21 protein-coding genes and 1 tRNA gene are annotated in these 20,708 nt (G+C 72.6%); 10 read left to right on the plus strand and 12 right to left on the minus strand.

The genetic code is table 11. The annotated features are described in order from the left end of the window. Positions 1-40 precede the first annotated feature (40 nt). The gene (locus DEJ28_RS09035; RefSeq protein WP_181433851.1) at positions 41-1,285 is read left to right on the plus strand and encodes an ice-binding family protein; all 1,245 of its coding nucleotides are present in this window, start codon (positions 41-43) and stop codon (positions 1,283-1,285) included. 93 nt (positions 1,286-1,378) lie between these two features. Here DEJ28_RS09035 and DEJ28_RS09040 read toward each other — a convergent pair whose 3' ends face one another. The 4 genes from DEJ28_RS09040 to DEJ28_RS09055 all read right to left on the minus strand — a co-directional run bounded on the left by DEJ28_RS09040 (position 1,379) and on the right by DEJ28_RS09055 (position 4,279). Then, on the minus strand, positions 1,379-2,302 hold the full coding sequence (locus DEJ28_RS09040) for a phosphotransferase (protein WP_111117200.1): 924 nt from the start codon (positions 2,300-2,302) through the stop codon (positions 1,379-1,381). A gap of 65 nt (positions 2,303-2,367) precedes the next feature. Beyond that, on the minus strand, positions 2,368-2,757 hold the full coding sequence (locus tag DEJ28_RS09045) for a VOC family protein (protein ID WP_111117199.1): 390 nt from the start codon (positions 2,755-2,757) through the stop codon (positions 2,368-2,370). A 196-nt stretch (positions 2,758-2,953) separates the two neighbouring features. Beyond that, positions 2,954-3,193, minus strand: coding sequence for a hypothetical protein (locus DEJ28_RS09050; RefSeq protein ID WP_181433850.1), 240 nt, complete (start codon positions 3,191-3,193; stop codon positions 2,954-2,956). A gap of 117 nt (positions 3,194-3,310) precedes the next feature. Next, complete coding sequence (locus tag DEJ28_RS09055; protein ID WP_111117197.1) at positions 3,311-4,279, minus strand: helix-turn-helix domain-containing protein; 969 nt, start codon at positions 4,277-4,279, stop codon at positions 3,311-3,313. Positions 4,280-4,337: 58 nt separating this feature from the next. On the opposite strand from DEJ28_RS09055, the gene DEJ28_RS09060 reads away from it, so the two are divergent. Next, complete coding sequence (locus DEJ28_RS09060) at positions 4,338-5,021, plus strand: SDR family NAD(P)-dependent oxidoreductase (RefSeq protein WP_111117196.1); 684 nt, start codon at positions 4,338-4,340, stop codon at positions 5,019-5,021. A gap of 195 nt (positions 5,022-5,216) precedes the next feature. Here DEJ28_RS09060 and DEJ28_RS09065 read toward each other — a convergent pair whose 3' ends face one another. Next, positions 5,217-5,894, minus strand: a complete 678-nt coding sequence (locus DEJ28_RS09065; protein WP_111117195.1) for a FadR/GntR family transcriptional regulator — start codon at positions 5,892-5,894, stop codon at positions 5,217-5,219. A gap of 80 nt (positions 5,895-5,974) precedes the next feature. Between DEJ28_RS09065 and DEJ28_RS09070 the strand changes: the two genes are divergently transcribed. Further along, positions 5,975-7,810, plus strand: a complete 1,836-nt coding sequence (locus DEJ28_RS09070; protein ID WP_220034675.1) for a 2-isopropylmalate synthase — start codon at positions 5,975-5,977, stop codon at positions 7,808-7,810. Here the strand turns inward: DEJ28_RS09070 and DEJ28_RS09075 are convergent. From DEJ28_RS09075 to DEJ28_RS09090, 4 genes are read right to left on the minus strand one after another with little or no spacing between them, the layout of a single operon-like run. After that, positions 7,741-8,832 (minus strand): fatty acid desaturase family protein, encoded by a 1,092-nt coding sequence (locus tag DEJ28_RS09075; RefSeq protein WP_111117194.1) that lies wholly within the window; start codon positions 8,830-8,832, stop codon positions 7,741-7,743. The two genes, DEJ28_RS09070 and DEJ28_RS09075, sit on opposite strands and share 70 nt — an antisense overlap. Before the next feature lie 32 nt (positions 8,833-8,864). Next, positions 8,865-9,578, minus strand: a complete 714-nt coding sequence (locus tag DEJ28_RS09080; RefSeq protein WP_111117193.1) for a GAF and ANTAR domain-containing protein — start codon at positions 9,576-9,578, stop codon at positions 8,865-8,867. A gap of 12 nt (positions 9,579-9,590) precedes the next feature. Then, complete coding sequence (locus DEJ28_RS09085) at positions 9,591-10,058, minus strand: DinB family protein (protein ID WP_111117192.1); 468 nt, start codon at positions 10,056-10,058, stop codon at positions 9,591-9,593. After that, positions 10,055-10,270, minus strand: a complete 216-nt coding sequence (locus tag DEJ28_RS09090) for a hypothetical protein (protein ID WP_111117191.1) — start codon at positions 10,268-10,270, stop codon at positions 10,055-10,057. Before DEJ28_RS09090 ends, DEJ28_RS09085 begins: the two co-directional genes overlap by 4 nt. A gap of 89 nt (positions 10,271-10,359) precedes the next feature. Between DEJ28_RS09090 and DEJ28_RS09095 the strand changes: the two genes are divergently transcribed. Next, a tRNA-Gly gene (locus DEJ28_RS09095) sits at positions 10,360-10,431 on the plus strand. Between the two features lie 325 nt (positions 10,432-10,756). On the opposite strand, the gene DEJ28_RS09100 is transcribed toward DEJ28_RS09095, so the two are convergent. Genes DEJ28_RS09100 through DEJ28_RS09110 form a run of 3 tightly spaced genes read right to left on the minus strand, consistent with a single transcriptional unit; the run spans position 10,757 to position 12,389 of the window. Further along, positions 10,757-11,014 (minus strand): DUF6510 family protein, encoded by a 258-nt coding sequence (locus DEJ28_RS09100; RefSeq protein WP_111117190.1) that lies wholly within the window; start codon positions 11,012-11,014, stop codon positions 10,757-10,759. Next, positions 11,014-11,799 (minus strand): FAD-binding oxidoreductase, encoded by a 786-nt coding sequence (locus tag DEJ28_RS09105; protein ID WP_111117189.1) that lies wholly within the window; start codon positions 11,797-11,799, stop codon positions 11,014-11,016. Before DEJ28_RS09105 ends, DEJ28_RS09100 begins: the two co-directional genes overlap by 1 nt. Continuing rightward, a complete protein-coding gene (locus tag DEJ28_RS09110; RefSeq protein ID WP_111117188.1) occupies positions 11,796-12,389 on the minus strand; it encodes a molybdopterin-dependent oxidoreductase in 594 nt (197 codons plus the stop codon). The genes DEJ28_RS09105 and DEJ28_RS09110 overlap by 4 nt, the downstream gene beginning before the upstream one ends. 330 nt (positions 12,390-12,719) lie before the next feature. On the opposite strand from DEJ28_RS09110, the gene DEJ28_RS09115 reads away from it, so the two are divergent. From DEJ28_RS09115 to DEJ28_RS09140, 6 genes are read left to right on the plus strand one after another with little or no spacing between them, the layout of a single operon-like run. After that, a complete protein-coding gene (locus tag DEJ28_RS09115; protein ID WP_111117187.1) occupies positions 12,720-14,321 on the plus strand; it encodes an ABC transporter substrate-binding protein in 1,602 nt (533 codons plus the stop codon). Further along, positions 14,318-15,352 (plus strand): ABC transporter permease, encoded by a 1,035-nt coding sequence (locus DEJ28_RS09120; protein WP_111117186.1) that lies wholly within the window; start codon positions 14,318-14,320, stop codon positions 15,350-15,352. Before DEJ28_RS09115 ends, DEJ28_RS09120 begins: the two co-directional genes overlap by 4 nt. After that, entirely contained in the window at positions 15,349-16,227 is an 879-nt protein-coding gene (locus DEJ28_RS09125; RefSeq protein ID WP_111117185.1) for an ABC transporter permease, read from the plus strand. The genes DEJ28_RS09120 and DEJ28_RS09125 overlap by 4 nt, the downstream gene beginning before the upstream one ends. Further along, a complete protein-coding gene (locus DEJ28_RS09130; RefSeq protein WP_111117184.1) occupies positions 16,224-17,960 on the plus strand; it encodes a dipeptide ABC transporter ATP-binding protein in 1,737 nt (578 codons plus the stop codon). The genes DEJ28_RS09125 and DEJ28_RS09130 overlap by 4 nt, the downstream gene beginning before the upstream one ends. Next, positions 17,957-20,008, plus strand: a complete 2,052-nt coding sequence (locus DEJ28_RS09135) for a CocE/NonD family hydrolase (RefSeq protein ID WP_111117183.1) — start codon at positions 17,957-17,959, stop codon at positions 20,006-20,008. Before DEJ28_RS09130 ends, DEJ28_RS09135 begins: the two co-directional genes overlap by 4 nt. Then, on the plus strand, positions 20,005-20,685 hold the full coding sequence (locus tag DEJ28_RS09140) for a TetR/AcrR family transcriptional regulator (protein WP_258368262.1): 681 nt from the start codon (positions 20,005-20,007) through the stop codon (positions 20,683-20,685). Before DEJ28_RS09135 ends, DEJ28_RS09140 begins: the two co-directional genes overlap by 4 nt. Positions 20,686-20,708: the final 23 nt, after the last annotated feature.

Genomic DNA, 20,708 nt, shown 5'->3' on the forward strand with positions numbered 1-20,708 from the left:
ACGCATGCGTTGTGCCTCTCCCACTCAGACAGGTGCCGCCATGGCCACGTCCCCCTTCCTCCGCACGGTGATGACGGGATGTGCCGGGCTCGGCCTCGCCGCGTCACTGGTGCTCCTCTCCACCTCGGGCGCCTCCGCAGCGACCGTGATCGACGGGCCGGTGAACCTCGGTACCGCGGCGACGTACGGCGTCCTCGGGGCGAGCACCGTCACGAACACCGGACCGACGGTGGTGAACGGTGACCTCGGCCTTTCGCCCGGGACGTCGATCACCGGGTTCGGCGAGGCACCGGACGGTGTCGTGAACGGCAGGGTGCACCAGACCGACGCCGCCGCGGCTCAGGCACAGCGGGACACCACCACTGCCTACGGCGTCGCGGCGTCGCTCACCCCGACCCGTACCGGCCTCACCGAGCTGAACGGGCTGTCGCTCTCACCCGGGGTGTACTCGGGCGGGGCGCTGTCGCTCGCGAACACCGGTGCGCTGACCCTCGCCGGCAGCGCGGACTCGGTCTGGGTGTTCCAGGCCGCATCGACCCTGACCATCGGGTCCGGCACCAGGATCACGATCACCGGTGGCGCGAGCTCGTGCAACGTGTTCTGGCAGGTCGGGAGCTCGGCCACGATCGGCACGGGCGCACAGTTCCGGGGCACCGTCCTCGCGCAGGACTCGGTGACCGCGACGACGAGCGCGACGGTGGTCGGACGACTCCTCGCCCGCACCGGCGCGGTCACGCTCGACACGAACACGATCACGGCGTCGTCGGACTGCCCGACCCCGGGGACACCGTCCGAGACGACCGCCCCGACGATCACCTCGGGTGCACCGACGACGGCGACCGCCGGGCAGCCGTACTCGTACACGGTGACCGCGAGCGGCACACCGAAGCCGACCTACACCGCGACCGGGCTGCCCGCGGGCCTGACCCTGAACGGCGCCACCGGCGCGATCACCGGGACCCCGACCACGCCGGGGTCGTCCACGGTGACGATCACCGCGTCGAACGGCACCGCACCGAACGCGACGACGACGGTGACCATCACGGTCCGTCCGGCCGCAGCCACTGCGAGCCCGACGCCGACCGCGCCCACGACGAACCCGACGGCTCCGAACGGGTCGCCGACCACCGTGGCCGTGGGGTCGGCGGACCGGCCCACCGGTGAACTGGCGTTCACGGGCTCCGACCCGACGGTCCCGCTCGGCATCGCGGGTGGCCTGCTGGCGGCCGGGATCGCGCTCACGGTCATCGCACGACGCCGGCGCCTCGCCGGCCGCACGCGCTGACACGGCCGAGCACTGACCCGGCCGAGCACTGACAGGACCGAGCACGACCCGGCCGAGCACCGACCCGGCGGAGCGGTGATCACCACACGGTGATCACCGCCCCCGGAGGCGCTCCAGTCCGGCCCGACAGCGCTCGACGTACTCGTCGTACAGATCCGGTCGGTTGGCGAGCGCCCACCGGGTGACATCGAGCAGGTGCAGCGTCGTCATGGACGCCAGTGTCCGGCGATCGGCGTCCGATGCGAGGCCCGCAGCGACGGCGAACTCGTCGTACTCCTGGCGGGTGATCGACCCGTCGACGAACGCCCACTCGAACACCCGCCGTGCGTCCGTCCAGGGCGTCGGACCGGTCTCGGCCGCTCCCCAGTCGATGAGCACCGGCGGGCGGTCCGGTCCTCGTGAGACGAGGTTCCGGGGTGCGAGGTCGCCGTGCGCCAGCCCGAAGTCGAACCGCTGGGCCGCCAGCCCGTCGAGGAGACCGCGGATCGCCTCGGCCGACCCGTCCGCTCCGTACGCCCCGTCGCGGCGGAGTCGATCGCCCGGTCCGAGCGCCGCGGCGTTGTAGGCCACGTGTGCGGACCACGCCTGGGCGAGGTCTGTCCCGAACCGGGAGAACAGCGACGACGGGGCCTCGTCGAGGGGGACCGTGCCGACGGTGCGGGCGACGGTACCGAGCCAGGTCCACGGGTGCTCGACGGGTCGCGGATCGTGCGGCACGTACTCCGACACCGAGAACGGCACGCCGCGCTCGACGCCGTGCACGAGGGGCGTCGCCACCGGGATCCCGGCGGCGCGTCCTGCCTGGCGGGCGGCCCAGGCCTCGACGGGGAACTCGTCCTCCCGGAGCGGGTCGACGGGGAAGCGCAGGACGACGGCACCGGTACCGGCGTCGTCTCGCGACGCACGGTAGGTGTGGTTGACCGCACCGCCCGGGAGCGGCTCCGCACGGGATGCCGAGGCACCGACCGACCGCAGGACGTCGTCGAACCACGGCAGCCCGACCTGATCACTCGACACGGGTCCATCATGGTCGACCGCCGACGGCCCGCGGTGCACGGCGGGCCCCCGCGGCCCGACGGAGGCTACGCGGTCCGCGCCTCCTCCAGACCGCTGATGATGCTGAGCACGTTCCCCGAGGGGTCCTTGAACCAGGCGATGAGCGGCCCGCCCTGCCGGTTGATGCCGCGCTCGTCCGTCATCCCCTCGTAGTGCTCGAAGGCGACCCCGCGTCCGGCGAGCTCGTCGACCGCGGCCTCGACGTCGGCGACCGGGAGGTTGAGCACGGTGAACGAGGCCGCTTCGTGGGCGTCGCCCTTCGGGTACACGAGCACGGGGCGCCCGCCGCCGACGTGCAGCTCGAGCATGCCGTGGTCCTCGGACGTCTCGAGTCCGAGGACGTCCTCGTAGAACCGGCGCGCCTCGGCGACGTCGCGGACGGAGAACCCGCTGAAGGCGTTCTGGGTGTCGATCATGGTGCACACTCCTCGCGCGGGCAGAGGGGCGGGCCACGTCGGGTTGGCGTCGACCGTACGAGCCCCTCGCGGTGCCCGTCTTCGCCGGTCATGTTCCTCTCATCCCGCCGCGAGCGGAAGGGCGGGACCGGAAGGGCCGCGAGCGGAAGGGCGGCGAGCGGAAGGGCGGTGACCGGAAGGGCGGCGACCGGAACGGTCAGTCGTCGCGCGCCTGTTCGACCTCCCACCGGATCCACGCGTCGAGCTGGGACTTCGCACTCTCCAGGCTCGTGTGGACACCGGCGACGGCGCCCTGGCCGAAGCGGAGCAAGTACCGGGACTCGTACGTCACACTCCCCATCACCGACGAGCCGGCGAGCGCCTGCCAGGTCCACGGATCCACCTCGACCCACCGCAGCGCGGTCTCGGGCGGAGACGTACTGGGGAGGGATGTCATGGGGACTTCCGGTCGGCTTCGGACGATGAGATCGTTCCGGCGGCCGGGGGCTGGGGTCACCTGTCGCAGACGCTAGTCCGGTCCGGCTGGGTACGGACACCACCGCCACGACCCCCGTCAGATCCCGAGCCGCGCGAGCTTCCCGGCCGCTGCCGACCCGGGGGCCGCGTGCAGCACCACGAGCCGGATACCGTCCACGCCGTCGAGCGCGAGACGCTCACGCTCGAGGGTCAGCGGGCCGACCTCCGGGTGGTGCAGCCGGACGGTTCCGCCGTACTGGCCCTGCACGTCGTGGCGGTCCCACAGCATCCGGAACCGGTCGCTCACACGGCTGAGTTCGTCCGCGAGGTCGGACGGTCGCCCGTCGTCGCTCGCCGCGGCGGTGCGACGGAGGTTCCCCACCAGGCACTGCGTCATCTGGTCGTGGTCCGGGTACAGCGCCCGGTCGTCGGCGTCGGTGAGCAGGTCGCGCAACTGGTTGCGCCCCGGCACGAGCCTGGGGGAGAGGCGTCGCGCACCGGCGTTCGCGGCGAGCACGTCGAACGCGGTCGTCTCGATGAACGCCGGCTGGACGAGGCCGTCGAGCAGCCGGAGCGCACCCGCCGGGACCACCGGAGCCGAGACGGCGAGCCCCGCGGACCCAGGAGACCAAGAAGGCCCAGGAGACCCCGCGGACCCAGCGGACCCAGCAGACCCGGCGGACCCGGCAGACCGGGCAGACCGGGCACCGGCCCGACGTCGCGGCTGCTCGACGATCGCCCGCATGTGGTCGAGGTGTTCGTCGTCGAGCCGCAGCACCCGCCCCAGCGCCTCGAGCACCTGCACGGACGGGTTCCGGTCCCGACCGCGCTCGAGGCGGAGGTAGTAGTCGGCGCTGATCCCGGCGAGCATGGCGACCTCCTCGCGACGGAGCCCGGCGACGCGACGACGATCGGTCACCGCCACCCCGGCCTGCTCGGGCGACACGAGGGCGCGCCGTGCCCGCAGGTAGGCGCCGGGTTCGTTGCGCGAGCGGGCGGCCCGCTGCGGGGGTCCTGCCAGGACCTGGTCACGAGGGGGCTCTGGGTCAGCGACGAGATCGTGCATACGGTCTCGAACGGGGTGATCGCCCCGTCCATTTCGCATCCGTCCCGGAGGAACCCCCATGACCGTCTCGCTCATCACCGGCGCCAACAAGGGCATCGGCCTCGAGACCGCCCGCCAGCTCGTCGCGGTCGGCCACGAGGTCTGGATCGGCTCCCGCGACCGCTCCCGCGGCGAGGTCGCCGCCGCGACCATCGGCGCGCGTGCGATGCAGCTCGACGTCACCGACGACGACTCGGTGCGTGCGGCACTCGCGACGATCGCCGCTGCCGGGACGGGACTCGACGTCCTCGTCCACAACGCCGGCGTGCTCACGACGGACCTCGACGGTCCGGCGGCGCTCCGCTCGTTCGACACGAACGCCGTCGGGATCGTCCGCGTCACCGAGGCGGCCCTCCCGCTGCTGCGGGCGTCGGGCTCGGCGAACGTCGTCACGGTGTCGAGCAGCGCGGGGTCCTTCTGGGCGGTCACGAACCCCGACCGTCCCGAGTCGCAGTTGCCGCTCGCCCTCTACGCCGCGTCGAAGGCGGCCGCGACGATGCTCACCGTGCAGTACGCGAAGGCCCACCCGGGGATCCGCTTCAACGCCGTCGAGCCGGGTCCGACCGCGACGGACATGACGGCGGCGTTCGGCATCGGCCGTTCCGTCGCGGAGAGCGCACGGGTCGTCGTCGCGCTGGCGACGACCGGTCCGGACGGACCGACCGGCACGTTCACGGACGAGGAGGGCACGCTGCCCTGGTGACCCGTCGCGGTCCGCAGGGTGGTCGCGGTGGCGGGTCGCGCCTCCAGGCCGCCGTGTGGGTGACCGCCTGGAGGCGCGGCGCACGCCCGCCGGACCGGCCCACCCGCCCAGCTGGTCGCGTTCACCCGCCCAGCTGGTCGCGCCCATCCGCCCAGCTGGTCGCGCTCACCCGCCCAGGTCGCGACGTGCGCCCGCTCAGGCGGTCGTGCCCAGCCGGGCGGTGAGGGTGCCGAGGTGATCGCGTGTCCGGGCCGCTGCGGTGGCGGCGTCGCGGTCGGCGATCGCGTCGACGATGCGGGCGTGCACGTCCTGGTCGGCGTCGGAACCGTACGCCCCGCCGATGCGGAGCAGTTCGACCATCGCCTGACGACTCCGCGGCGTGAAGCCGTCGAACAGTTCGGTGAGGATCGGGTTGTGCGCGGCGCTCACGATCGCCCGGTGCAGGGCGGTGTCCGCGTCGACGTGCTCCTCGACCGTCGCCCGGCGTCCGGCCCGGTGCTCGACCGCACGGCGGAGCGCCCGGAGTTCGGCCGGCGTCCGTCGGGTGGCGGCGAGCGACGAGGCCTCCACCTCGATGGCGATGCGCGCCTCGACCACCGCCGTGATGTCCGCACGCCGGAGGACCTGGTCCCAGTCGTCGGTGACGTCGAGCGCGGTGACGAAGACGCCGGCGCCCTGCCGCGAGGTGAGCACGCCGCGGCCGGCGAGCTGGCTGACCGCCTCACGGATGGTCGACCGACCGACCCCGAGCTGCGGCGCGAGGGTGGTCTCGCCCGGGAGCCGAGCGCCGAGCGCCCACTCGCCGGCACGGATGCGGTCGAGGAGCGCGGCAGCGGCCTGCTCGGCGAGGGGCTCGCGACGGACGGGGGTCATGCGGCCATCATGCCGCACCGGCCGGGACGCGCGCCACGGGTCCGCTACTTGTCTGAGGAGTTGTGCTAGCGTCCTCGCTCATGAGCAACGACGGCATCGCCACGCCCGCTGGTCCCGTTCCCGACCACGCACCCCACTGGAACCGACAGCGGCGGTCGCAGATGCCGTCGCACCGGTACCGCGACGTGACCGCGCGGGTCGATGTCCCGCTCACCGACCGCACCTGGCCGGACCGACACCTCTCCAGCGCCCCGCTCTGGGTGCCGGTCGACCTGCGCGACGGCAACCAGGCGCTCGCGGAGCCGATGGACCCCGCCCGCAAGCGACGGTTCTTCGAGCTGATGGTGCGGATGGGCTACAAGGAGATCGAGGTGGGCTACCCGTCTGCGTCGGAGACCGACCACGCGTTCGTCCGCCTGATCGCGGAGTCCGACCTCGCCCCCGACGACGTCACGATCGTCGTCTTCACCCCGGCGCGGCGCGACCTCATCGAACGGACCGTCGCGTCGATCGCGGGCATCCGGAACCCCGTCGTCATCCACATGTACGCGGCGACCGCGCCGGTCTGGCGGGAGGTCGTGCTCGGCAAGGACCGCGACGGACTCCGGGAGATGGTCCTCAGCGGCGCGCGTGACGTCCTCGAACTCGCCGGGGCGATGGAGAACGTCCGGTTCGAGTTCTCGCCGGAGGTGTTCAACCTGACCGAGCCGGACTTCGTGCTCGACCTGTGCAACGCCGTGACGGAGCTGTGGGACGCCACACCGGAACGGCCCGTGGTCCTCAACCTCCCGGCCACGGTCGAGATCGCGACGCCGAACGTCTACGCCGACCAGATCGAGTACATGCACCGCAACCTCGCGCGGCGCGACGCGGTGATCCTGTCCGTGCACCCGCACAACGACCGGGGGACCGGCATCGCCTGCGCGGAACTCGCGGTGCTCGCCGGGGCGCAGCGCGTCGAGGGGTGCATCTTCGGCAACGGCGAACGGACCGGCAACGTCGACATCGCGACCCTGGCCCTCAACCTGCACGCGCAGGGCGTCGACCCGATGATCGACTTCTCGGACATCGACGCGATCCGGCGGACCGTCGAGGACGCCACCCGCATCGAACTGCACCCGCGCCACCCCTACGTCGGCGACCTCGTGCACACGGCCTTCAGCGGGACGCACCAGGACGCCATCCGGAAGGGCTTCGCCGAGCACCGCGACCGGGCTGCCGCCGAGGGGCGTCCGGAGCGCGAGACCGCCTGGCGCGTGCCCTACCTGCCCGTCGACCCGGCGGACCTCGGCCGGAGCTACGACGCCGTCATCCGCGTCAACTCCCAGTCCGGCAAGGGCGGCATCGCCCACCTGCTGGAAGCAGCGTCCGGGATCGAGCTGCCGCGACGACTCCAGATCGACTTCGCCCGGCGGGTCCAGCAGCACACCGACGGCTCCGGCACCGAGATCGGTGGCCAGGAGCTGCTCGCCCTGTTCGAACGGTGCTACCTGGCACCCGCGGACGCGACGCCCGAGCTCGTGGACCTCGCCGTGGAGCGCCACGACGGCCAGGACACCACGCGGCTGACGATCCGGGTGGACGGCACCGAACGGTCCGGGACCTTCCGCGGTGTCGGACCGGTCGAGGCGGTGACCGAACTCCTCGGCGACCAGGGGATCACCGTCGACGTCGTCTCACTGCACCAGGCCTCACGCACCGCGGGCAGCGGCAGCGGCGCGCTGACCCTCGTCGAGTACCGCGGCGCGGACGGCACCGAGTGGGCCGCCGGCGGGGACCGGTCGGTCCTCACCGCGAGTGTGCTGGCCGTGCTCACCGCCGGCGGCCGGAGCCGCGCCGGCAGCCGTCAGCGGTACCGCTCGACCATCGGGCACGCGAACGGATCCCGCGCCGCGAGCCCGACCTCGTTGAGGTAGCGCACGACGATCGCGTACGAGCGCACCATGGTCGTCTCCGTGTACGGGACGCCCTGCGCCTCGCAGTACCGCCGGACCATCGCGCGTGCAGCCCGGAGGTTCGGTCGTGCCATGCTCGGGAACAGGTGGTGCTCGACCTGGTGGTTGAGGCCGCCCATGAAGAACTCCACCCAGCGGCCGCCACTGATGTCACGGGAGGTCAGCACCTGCCGCGAGAAGAAGTCGACCCGTTGTCCGGGTTCGATGATCGGCATGCCCTTGTGGTTCGGCGCGAAGGCGATGCCCATGCAGAAGCCGAACACCGCGAGCTGCACGCCGAGGAACGCGAACGCCATCCCCACGGGCAGGAACCAGAACACGACGCCCAGGTACAGCACGAACCGGGCGGCGAACACCGACCCCTCGGCCCAGCGGCGCTTCACCGTGCCGCGGCTCGTGTACGTGCGGATCGACTGCCAGTGCAGGTTCACCCCCTCGACGAGGAGCAGCGGGAAGAAGGCGTAGCCCTGCACCCGGACGAGCACGCGCAGGAACCCGGTGCGGCTCGCGGCGTCCTCGGGGCGGAACGAGATCGCGTCGAACGAGATGTCCGGGTCCTTGCCGACGGTGTTCGGGTTCGCGTGGTGCCGGGTGTGCTTGTTCGTCCACCAGGCGTAGCTGACGCCGGTCAGGAAGGTGCCGACGTAGCGCGCGGCGCGGTCGTTCCAGTGGTGGGACGAGAACACCTGCCGGTGGGCGGCCTCGTGCGCGAGGAAGGCGAACTGCGTGAAGATCATGCCGAGCACCCCGGCGACCACCAGTTGCCACCACGAGCCGCCGAGCACCGTGAACGCGCCGACCGTGAGCGCGAGCAGGGCGAACAGGACGGCGATGAGTCCCCAGTACCAGCCGGTGCGGGGCCGGAGGAGCCCGGCGTCACGGACCTGCACCATCAGGGCCGAGTAGGTCGAGGTCGTGTCACTCCGGCCGGAACGCGGTGCGGTCTTCCGGTAGCCGGTCGGCACGATGACGTCGTCGCTCATGGTTGCACGTTACCCGTGCGAGGCGGCGTCGTTCAGGAAATGGTGATCCGACGCGCGATGACACCGCGGGCGACGTCCGCGAGGAGCAGCCGGTTCGCGCGCGCGTGGCGTCGGAGCATGCCGAACGCCTCGTCGGTGTCGACCTGGTGGGTGTGGGCGACGAAGCCCTTCGCCTGCTCGATCACGACACGGCTGTCGAGCGCCCGCTGGAGCTGCAGCTGCGTCGTCGTCGCGTGCTCGAGCGTGCGCTGCTGCAGGATGCTGATCGTCGCCACGTCCGTGAGCGCCTGCGCCGCCACCGCGTCCTGCCGGTTGAGCGCGCCCTCGGTCTCGCGGAACAGGTTGAGCGACCCGAGGGTCGTGTCACGCAGCCGCATCGGGATCGCGTGCACCGACGCGTACCCGGAGGCCGCCGAAGCCGCCGCGAACGCGGGCCACCGCCGGGCCATCTCGTCGGGATCGCGGACGGACACGGTCCGGCCGGTGGTCACGCACGTCACGCACGGCCCCTCGCCGGCGTTCAGCTGCAGGAGCCCCAGGAGCTCCGACCGCTCGCTGGTCGACGCGAGCACCTCGAGCTCCTGGTCGGCGTTCACGAGCAGGATGCCCGCAGCCGCGGCGTCGAAGAGCTCGACCATGCTGTCCACGAGGTGCTGCAGGACCTCGACGACGTCGTAGTCGTCGACGAGGGTGTCCGTCAGCGCGACGAACGTCTCGATGAGTCGGCGTTCCCGTGTCGCTGCCATGGTCCGCCCACCTTAGGCGTCGAACCCGTTCCGAGGGTCCGCGGCGTACAGGTCCCGGATGAGCGCGGCCTCGGCGGCGTGGTGGACGACTTCGTCGACCACGTGCAGGACGAACGACAGCCGGGAGTCCTCGCCGTACGGTCCGGCGACGGCACCGAGCGGCTCGGCCGAGTCGGCCCCGAGCCCGCGCGCCAGCGCGGCGAACCGCGCCGTGGCGTCCGCGACGGTGGCCACCGCCGCGTCCGCGGACGCCGCCGGGGCGAGCGTCGGAGCGTCCGACGGGTCCGCACCGAGCCACTCCCAGTTGCGGCCCTCGCCGAGTGCCTCGGCGATGTGGTCGAGCCGCCAGCAGATGGTCACGAGTGCGTCACCGGCGACCGGTTGCCAGGCCCACTCCGCATCGGTGAGTCCAGCCATGCGGTCCTGGAGGCGCGTGGACGCGTACTCCAGGAGGCCAGCGACGTCCTCGACCGCGTTCACGGCGTGTCCACCGGTCGGTAGACGGCGATCGGGGGCGCCTGGTCGTCACCGTCGTCGTGGCTCTCGCCGCTCGCCAGCCAGGTCCGGCCCTCGTGCTCGATCGTCGTCGGCAGGTCGCCGTGCACGAGGATGCGGACCGCCGGGTCGTCGCCGTCGACCAGGTCCACGCCGTGCGCTTCGGTTCCGCCGGGGTTGTCGTGCACGTAGCTCATGGTCCGATCGAACTCCGACGATCGGGGACACGCCCGGTTCCGGCCGGATCACGCTCGGGCGTGCGGTTGCGGGTAGAGTGTCCACGTACGCGGATGTGGCGCAGTGGTAGCGCATCACCTTGCCAAGGTGAGGGTCGCGAGTTCGAATCTCGTCATCCGCTCAGGTGGTCCGTACGGTTCGGCAGTACGTACGGACAGAAGGCCCCGGTCACGCGACCGGGGCCTTCGTCGTTCGCGGTGCGCGAGGTCGTGGAGGCCCGGCGGGCGCAGGCTTCGGGTACCCGCGCCCACCGAGCGCGCGGGCGGCCGTGCCCACTCGGGGCGCCGGGTGGGTGGCCCGACGTGATCCCCGGATGACCATCCGGAGCCACGGGGGGATCGGACGGGTCCGATCTGGTCGCGTGCGGGAAACCGCAGACTTCCCGCATGATCTCCTCCGACCGTTGCGGCCGGGCCGGAGATCTGCAGGCGCCAGGTGGGTGCGGGTCAGGCCGGTGGTGCGGCCACGGCGCGTGCGCCGGGCATCCCGATCCACCGGCGGTCCGGGGTGTCGACCAGGGTCACGAGCACGGTGTCGCAGTCACGGCACCGGGCGACCGCCCCCATCGGGGTCGAGTACACCCGGGTCACGGCAAGGACACCGAGCGACCCGCAGCCCGAGCAGCGCAGGACCGCCAGGGTCGGGTCCGGGCCGAGGACCTCGGTGAGCGGACCGGCCAGGGCGTTCCCGTCGAGCACGGACATCAGCTGCCTCCGAAGCGTTCGGCGCGGACGTCGGTGGTGTCGTGCCCGAGCTCGCCGAGCCACCGCAGGACCTGTTCGACGAACGGCGTCGACCCGCACACGTACACCAGGGCCCCGGCGTCCGGCGGGAACACCGCGGCGGCGAGCGTCTCCCGGGTGAGGCGTCCCGCCGGCACCGACGATCCGGCCGGAGCGGTCCGGCTGTACACGTGCGTGACCTCGACCCCGGCGGCCTCGGCGCGGGCGAGCTCCGGGCGGAAGAAGACGTCCGCAGGGGTGCGGACGGCGTAGAGCAGGCGGAACGGGGTGGCGTCACCGGCTTCGGCGTGCGCGCCGGCGATCGCGGCGAGCGGCACGATGCCCGATCCACCGGCGATGAGCTGCACCGGACGCTCGGCGGCGCCGGGGTGCCAGACGAACCAGCCGCCGAGGGGTCCGTGCACCTCGAGGGCGTCGCCGACCTCGACCGCGTCGACGAGGAACGGTGAGACCTCACCACCCACCGCGCGATCGACGGCGAGCAGGACCGAGGTGCCGTCGCCGGACGAGGCGATCGAGTACGACCGCGACGCCTGGTAGCCGTCCTCGGCCGTGAGCCGCAGGTCGAGGTGCTGCCCGGGGTCGTTGCCCGGCCAGGTCGGGACGTCGAGGACGATCCGGCGCGCCTCCGGGGTCTCCGGCGCGACGGAGGCGACCGTCGCGGCGTGCCAGGCCGGCCGCCTGCGGGACGGAGCCGGTGCGGACGGGGTGATCCGTGCCTCCAGGCCGGTGTGGGGGAGGCTCACCAGTACCGCTCTTCCTTCCACGGGTCGCCGTGCAGGTTGTAGCCCGCGTTCTCCCAGAAGCCGGGCTCGTCGTCGGACTGCATGACGATGCCGCGCACCCACTTGGCGCTCTTCCAGAAGTACAGGTGGGGGACCAGCAGCCGGGCCGGGCCGCCGTGCTCGGGGGTGAGGGGTTCGCCGTCGGCCTCGAACGCGATCCAGGACTTCCCGTCGAGCAGCTCGTCGAGGGGCACGTTCGTCGTGTAGCCGCCGTAGCTGTGCACCATGCAGTAGTCGAGCGAGGTCTCGACGTCCTCGAACAGGCGGTCCAGGGGGACGCCGCGCCACGGCATGTCGAGCTTCGTCCAGTGGGTGACGCAGTGGATGTCGACGGTGACGTCCTCGACCCCGAGGGCGTGCACCTCGTCCCACGTCCACTGGTGGAGCCCCGACTCGGTGCGGATCGAGAACGCCCAGTCGGTGGGCTCGATCTCGGGCGTCGCACCGGCGGACAGCACCGGCCAGTCGCGCACGAGCGTCTGCCCCGGTGGGATGCGGGCGTCGTCGCGGTCGTCGCGGCGGCCGCCGAACCCTCGGGTGAACGTGGCCATCGGTGCTCCTTCGGGCCGGGCGGCCGGACTGGTGCCGGCCGTGACGCCGGGCGGGGTGCCCGGGCCGCGGCTTCGGGCGGGGTGCCCGGGCCGCGGTGCCGGGCGGGGTGCCCGGGCCGTGGTCCGATCATGCCGTGCCCGCCCGGTGCCTCGAGCGCTCGCGATGTAACGGGTTGGTAAACGTTGGCGCGGGTCGCCGGAGCCGACGGATCGGGAGCGGGCCGCGGATCGGCCTGCCCTGACGGGTGCGTGAGGTCCGTCACCGGACTTGGGACCGGAGCAGAAGCCCTCTATCGTTCACCGGAACGATTACAGGAGGGGTCACCCCGAATGCAACCCATCGTCCCCGAACCCCGGAACGCCCGCGGCCCGAGCCGCCGAGCGCTCCTCACCGGCGCCGCCGGACTCGCCGGCCTCGGCCTGCTCACCCTGACCGGGTGCAGCTCCGGCGCGTCCGCCGGCACCACGTCCCTGCCCGAGGCGGCGGCCACCGGCGTGGCCCGCCGCGGCGGTCGGCTCCGCATCGCTCGACCGGCTGCCTCGGCTGCCGAGACGCTCGACTCCGCCAGCTCGCTGTCCGCCTACGAGTACCTCGGCGCGCTCTACAACCGGCTCGTGAAGCTCGACGAGCAGGGGAAGACGGTCCCCGATCTGGCCGAGGAGTGGTCCGCGAACGACGACGGCACCGAGTGGACGTTCCACCTCCGTCGTGGGGTGCGGTTCCACGACGGCTCCCGGTTCACGGCCGACGACGCGATCGCGAGCATCCGGCACATCCTCGACGAGAAGACCGGCAGCCCCCAGGCCGGCGTCCTCGGCGAGGTCATGGACGCGCAGTCGATGACCGCGGCGGATCCGTACACGCTGCGGTTCGCCCTGACGAAGCCGAACGCCGAGTTCCCGTCGCTCCTCACCGCGTACCAGTGCTACATCGTGCCCGCCGGGGCGATCGCCGACATCGGCCGGACCGGCATCGGCACCGGCCCGTTCAAGCTCTCGTCCTTCACCCCCGCCGGGGCCGGCAGCGTTGAGGCGTTCGACGACCACTTCGCCGGTCGCCCCGTGCTCGACGGCATCGACTTCTACTCGGTCCAGGACACCACGGCCCGCGTGAACGCCCTGCTCGCCGGGCAGATCGACCTCATCTCGCAGACGAACCTCGACTTCGCCACGGCGCGGGTCGTCGCGGCGTCGGACCGCGCCACCATCGCCCGCTCGAAGAACGCGCAGTGGTACACGATCCCGATGCTCGCGACGTCGGAGGAGTTCCGCGACCCCCGCGTCCGGCAGGCCATGAAGCTGGCGTACGACCCACGGACGATCGTCGACACCGCCCTGCAGGGGACCGGGTCGGCCGGGTGGGACAACCCCGTGCCGCCGCAGCTCGCGGCCTTCGTCGACGACCGCCGCGAACACGACCCGGACAAGGCGAAGGCGCTCCTCAAGGCCGCCGGGCGCGAGGACTTCCGCACCGCGATCTACACGTCGTCGTACGAGTCGGTGTTCACCCCGATGGCCGTCGCCTACCGCGACGCCGTCGCCGACGCGGGGATCCGGCTGACGGTGAAGAACGCGAGCTCCGACTCGTACTACACGCAGATCTGGATGCAGAAGCCGCTCATGGTGAGCTACTGGTTCACCGGCCGTCCCATCGATCAGCTCCTCAACCAGATCTTCCGATCCGGCTCGTCGTACAACGAGAGCGCCTGGTCGAACGAGACCTTCGACGGGCTGCTCGACGACGCACGGGCCGAGATGGACGGCGCGAAACGCCTGACGCTGTACCAGGACGCGCAGCGGCTCATCGTCGAGGACGGCGCCGACATGACCCCGATGTTCGGGGACCGGCTCGTCGGGCTCTCCCGCGACGTCGTGAACTACTCGGAGTTCGGCTTCGAGTTCGACTACCTCCGGATCGGACTCCGCCGATGAACGTCCTCGTCCCCGTCCTCCGCCGCGTCGGCATCGCCGTCCTCACGGTGGTGCTCGCCTCGCTGTTCGTGTTCCTCGCCGTGCAGGCCCTGCCCGGCGACGTCGCGCAGCAGCTCCTCGGCCAGAACGCCACGCCCGACGCCGTGAAGCAGCTCCGGGAGTCGCTCGGGCTCGACCAGAACGTGTGGCTCCGCTACCTGCAGTGGCTCGGCGGCGCCGTGCACGGCGACTTCGGCACCTCGCTCGTCAGCGGGGAGCCGGTCGGCCCGACGCTCTTCACCGCGTTCCGGAACAGCATGCTCATCGCCGTCCCCGCGATGGTCGTCGGCGTGACGGTGTCGCTCACCCTCGGCGTCATCGCCGGCGTCCGCCGCGGCCGTGCGTCCGACCGGGTGATCTCGATCGTCAGCCTCGTCGTGATGAGCGTGCCGGAGTTCATGGTCGCGACCGTGCTCGTGCTGCTCTTCGCGATCGGCCTGCCGCTGTTCCCCGCCGTCGTCCTGCGGGGGAGCGACGCCACCGTCGCGGAGCTCCTGCCGACGATCTGGCTGCCCATCATCGTGCTGACGCTCGCCATGGCCGCCTACATCGTCCGCACCGCACGGTCCTCGACGATCGACGTGATGGCGTCGGAGTTCGTCACCACCGCGGAGCTGAAGGGCCTGACGATGCGCCGGGTGGTGTGGAAGCACGCGGTGCCGAGCGCCCTGCTGCCGACGCTCAACGTCGTCGCGCTCAACGTCGCCTGGCTGCTCGGCGGCGTGGTCGTCGTCGAGAACGTCTTCAACTACCCGGGGATGGGCAAGCTCATGCTCGAGTCGGTCTTCAACCGCGACCTCCCCACCATCGAGGCCATCGCGCTCCTCAGTGCCGTCGTCTACGTCGTGTGCAACCTGGCGGCCGACCTCGTCGCGCTCGCGCTCGACCCGAAGCTCCGCACCCGGCAGCGTCGCACGCGGGCCCCGGGACGCACACCGCGCACCCGCGCCGCCGGGACCGCGACCGCCCCGACCCGGAAGGCCCGCGCATGACCGCCGTCGCCCCACGCTCACGGAACGTCGTCGGCGCCGCCGTCGCACCGCTCCGGAGCTCCACCGCCCTGAGCATCGGGCTCGGCCTCATCGCCCTGCACCTGGTCCTCGCGGTGCTCGCCCCGGTGATCGCCGGCCACGACCCCGTCGCGACGAACGCCACCGACGTCCTCGCCGGACCGACGTGGACGCACTGGCTCGGCACCGACCAGTACGGCCGCGACATCCTGTCCCGGACCCTCAACGGCGGCCGGTACGCCCTGCTCGTGACCTTCCTCGCGACCACCATCGCGGTCGCCGTCGGAACGGTCCTCGGGTGCATCACGGCGTACGCCGACAACTGGTTCGACGAGGTCGTCATGCGCGTCGTCGACGCCCTGCTCAGCGTACCGTCGATCCTCGCCCTGCTCGTCGTCGTGACCGTGTTCGACGCCGGCCTCTGGGTGATCGTCCTCGCCGTCACGATCGTCTACGCCCCCGCGGTGACCCGGGTCTTCCGCGGTGCCGCCCGGAGCGTGATCACCCAGGACTACGTCACCGCGGCGCGTGCCCGGGGCGAGCGCGGCCTGTCGATCGTGTTCCGCGAGATCCTGCCGAACGTGCTCGACGTCGTCCTCGTCGAGTACGCGATGCGGGCGTCGTGGATCGTGCTGCTCGTCGCCTCGCTGTCGTTCCTCGGCTTCGGCGCGAACCCGCCGACGCCGGACTGGGGCCTGATGGTGCAGGAGAACCGCACCGCCCTGACCGTCGTGCCGCTCGGGACGCTCGCGCCGATCGTGGCGCTCGCGACCCTCGTCGTCGGTCTCAACCTGGCCGCGGACGGCCTGTCCAAGTCGCTCGGCGTCGACCGGGCCAAGCAGGGAGTCTCCGCATGAGCACCGTCCAGGTCGACGACCTCGCCATCTCGTACGCCGCCGGTCGCCGCTCGGTCCCCGTCGTCCGCGGCGTGTCCTTCGCCATCGACGCCGGCCGGACCCTCGGCCTCGTCGGGGAGTCCGGCAGCGGCAAGTCCACCGTGGCCCGCACGCTCCTCGCGCACCTGCGCGCCGGCTCCACCATCGAACGCGGCTCGGTCCGCGTCGACGGCACCGACGTCTTCGCGCTCTCGCCGGCCGGTCGCCGCGCCCTCCGCGGGGGCACCGCCTCCGTGGTCGCGCAGAACGCCGGGCAGGCGCTGACGCCCTCGATGCGGGTCGGCGAGCAGATCCGCGAGGCCCTCCGCGCCCACGGTGAACCCGACGGACCCGACCGGGTGGCCGAACTCGTCCGGCTCGTCCGGCTGCCCGACCCCGAGGCGATCGTGCGCCGGTACCCGCACCAGCTCTCCGGCGGACAGCAGCAGCGCATCGCGATCGCGATGGCCGTGGCTGCACGCCCGCGCGTGCTCGTCCTCGACGAGCCCACCACCGCGCTCGACGTCGTCACGCAGGCGGCCGTCCTCGACCTCATCGCCGACCTCGGCCGCGAGCTCGAGATGGCCGTGCTCCTCGTCAGCCACGACCTCGGCGTGGTGTCCGCGATGGCCGACGAGATCGCGGTCATGCGCGACGGCGCGGTCGTCGAGCACGCCGCCACGGCGGCGCTCTTCGCCGCCCCGCAGCACGAGTACACGCGTGCGCTGCTGGCCGCGGTGCCGGACGGACGACGGCATGGAGGCCCGGATCACCGGTCCGAGACGGTGACCGTCTCCGAGACGCTCGCCTCCAGATCGACCGGCACCGCGCCTCCCGTCCCGCACCTCCGTCCCGTGGTGACCGCCCAGGACCTGGTGATCCGCTACGGACGCGGGCTGCCGGCCGCCGTCGACGGCGTCTCCTTCACGATCGCGCCGCGCGAGACGCTCGCCGTCGTCGGCGAGTCGGGCAGCGGCAAGTCGACGCTCGCGACGGCCCTGGCCGGCCTGGTGACGGCGGAGTCGGGCACGTTCACGTTCGACGACGGCACCACGAGCGGCGACCTGCGCGAGCCGATCGGGGCGCGTTCGCCCGACCTCCGTCGTGCGGTGCAGCTGGTGTTCCAGAACGCGGACACGTCGCTGAACCCACGCCGCACGGTCGGTGCGGCGATCGCGCGGCCGCTCAAGCTCTTCACCGGCAGCACGTCGCGCGAGCGCGTCGACGAGCTCCTCACCCAGGTCGGCCTCGGCCCGGAGTTCGCGGGTCGGCTGCCGGCACAGCTCTCCGGCGGGCAGCGGCAGCGCGTCGGCATCGCCCGGGCCCTGGCCGCGGAGCCCCGCCTGGTCGTCGCCGACGAGATCACCACGGCGCTCGACGTGCAGGTGCAGGCCGGCATCCTGTCGCTCCTCGCCTCGCTGCAGCGGGAGCGCGGGCTGAGCTGCCTGTTCATCAGCCACGACCTCGCCGTGGTCCGTGGCGTCGCCGACCGCGTCGCCGTGATGACCGGCGGGCGGATCGTCGAGATCGGCCCGACGGAACGCGTCTTCGGCGGGCCGAACCACCCGTACACGTCGACGCTGCTCGCCGCGACGCTCGAACCCGGCAGCACCGTGCTGCCCGACGTCGGCGACGGCGTCCCGCGCTGGCGGCACGCCGAGGGCTGGACCGACCGCGGCGACGGACACCACACCCGGAACTGGGAGGACGCATGAGTTCGGACCGCCTGACGGGGATCGGACCCACCGATTCGCTGCCTGCCGGTGTGCACGTCCGCGACGAGTGGATCCCGATGCCCGACGGCGTCCGGCTGCACACCCGGATCTGGTCGCCCGTGACGGCGTCCCCGACCGCGCCCGTCCCCGTCCTGCTCGAGTACCTGCCGTACCGGCTCGACGACTGGACGGCGCCACGCGACTCCGAACGGCATCCCTGGTACGCCGCGCACGGGTACGCCTCGGTCCGGGTGGACATCCGCGGGACCGGGTCCTCGGACGGGTCCTTCGACGACGAGTACAGCGAGCAGGAACTCCGCGACGGCGAGGCCGTGATCGCCTGGCTGGCGGCGCAGGAGTGGTCGACCGGGAACGTCGGGATGTTCGGCATCTCGTGGGGCGGCTTCAACGCGCTGCAGCTCGCGGCGCGGGCCCCGGCGGCACTCAAGGCCATCGTCACGGTGTGCTCCACCGACGACCGGTACGACAACGACGTGCACTACGTCGGCGGCGCGGTCCTCGGGATCGACATGGCGGCGTGGGGCGCGACGATGTTCGCGTTCAACTCGCGGCCACCGCGGCCCGAGGTCGTCGGGCCGGCGTGGGTGTCGCAGTGGCGCTCCCGCCTGGAGTCGAACCGCCCGATGACCCCCGTGTGGCTGTCGCACCAGGAGCGCGACGACTACTGGCGGCACGGCAGCGCCGCCGAGGACTCCGAGAACATCAGCGCGGCGGTGCTCGCCGTCGGCGGGTGGGCCGACCCCTACCGCGACGCCGTGCTCCGGCTCGTCTCCAACGTGCCGGCACCCGTCAAGGGCATCGTCGGGCCGTGGTCGCACCAGTACCCGGACCGCGGGCTCGCCCCGGGGCCGTCGATCGGGTTCCTGCAGGAGACGCTGCGGTGGTGGGACCGGTGGCTGCGCGGCGAGGACACCGGCGTGGAGCGTGAACCGGCGCTCCGGGCCTGGATCAACGAGGGCGAGCCGCCCGCCACCCACTACGAGTCGCGCCGGGGTCGGTGGGTCGGTGCCGAGGCGTGGCCGTCGACCGCCACCGCCGATCGCACGCTCGCACTGGACACGCTCCGGGGTGGGGCGGACGGGAACGTCGTCGTCCGGTCGCCGCAGCACACCGGTGCCGACGCCGGACGCTTCTTCCCGTTCGGCAACGCCACCGACCTGCCGCCGGACCAGCGGGCGGAGGACGGGCGGTCGGTGTGCTTCGACCTGCCGGTCGACGGGGCGCTGGACGTGCTCGGCAACGTGCTCGTGCGGCTCGCCGTGACGAGCGACCAGCCCCGGGCCACCGTCACCGTGCGGCTCTGCGACGTCGCACCCGACGGGTCCTCGACCCTCGTCACCCGGGGTGTGCTGAACGCCGCGAAGCGCGACGGGATGGACCGGAACGACCCGCTCGAGCCCGGGGTCCCCACCGTGCTGTCGGTCCGGCTCGTCTCGACCGGTCACCGGTTCGCCGCCGGACACCGGCTGCGCATCGCCGTGTCGTCGTCGTACTGGCCGTGGGTCTGGCCGCACGGCACCGCGGCGACGGTGACGATCGACCCTGCCGCGTCGTCGGTCTCCCTACCCGTGTGGACCCGTGACACCGACGACGGCGTGCGCTTCGACGAGCCGGAACGGTCCACGCCGCTGGCCGTCGAGCGCGTGGCCCCGGCCGAGGTGCTCCCGCAGCGGACCGTCACGCACGACGTCGAGACGGGGGAGTGGACGCTCGACGTCGACCCCGGGTACGGCGGCGGACGGGTGTACCCGGACGGGCTCGTGTTCACCGAGGACGCCCGCGAGACCTACCGCATCCGGCAGGACGACCCGACCTCCGCGCGGGCGTCGTCGCGCTGGTCGATCGGCCTCGAGCAGCCCTCGTGGCGTGCCCGGGTCGAGACCGAGTCCGAGGTCACCGCCGACGCCGAGACCTTCCACCTCGTGAACACCGTGCGTGCCTGGGCACGCGACGGCGGACCGGAGACGCCGGAGACCCTCGTCGCCGAGCACACCTTCGTCGACGACGTGCCGAGGACCTCGGCGTGAGCGGTCGCGGCGCAGCCGGGGCCGGGCCGACGGCCGGTGCGAGCCGTGTCCGGCAGCGTCCGGAGGTCCGGCGCGCGATGATCGTCGACGCCGCCCGTGCCGTCATCGTCCGGCAGGGCGTCGGGGCGACCGGCCTCCGGGACATCGCCGCGGCGGCGGACGTCTCCGTCGGCACGGTGACGTACCACTTCGGCAGCGTCGCGGAGATCCTCAACGAGGTCGTGGTCCTCGAGACCGAACGCTTCTACGGGGCGATCGTCGCCACCGTCGACGCCGAGCCCGACCCCGTCGCGGCGCTCCGGATGCTCGTCGCCCCGCTCTTCGGCGACACCGAACAGGTCCGGCAGCACTGGCGGATCTGGTCGGACTACTGGACCGCGGTGGTGCGACGGCCGGAGGTCGCCGCCGAGTACGCCGAGCGGATCCGAGTCTGGGAGGCCTGCCTCGTCCGGGTGGTCCGGCGCGGCACGGCATCCGGCGAGTTCACGCCGGCGGAGCCCCCCGAGGTCGTGGCGCTCAAGCTCGCGGCGTACAGCGACGGTGTGGCGACGCAGATCGCGCAGGGTGTGCCCGCGCTGACGAACACCGTCGCGCTGACCTGGATGTGGACGTTCCTCGCGCACGAACTCGGTGTGCCGGCTGCGCGTATCGGGGGAACGGGCCCCGACCCCTTGTGATGAGGTAAGGCTTCCCTTACCGT

The sequence above is a fragment of the Curtobacterium sp. MCPF17_002 genome (assembly GCF_003234115.2).
Lineage (GTDB): Bacteria > Actinomycetota > Actinomycetes > Actinomycetales > Microbacteriaceae > Curtobacterium.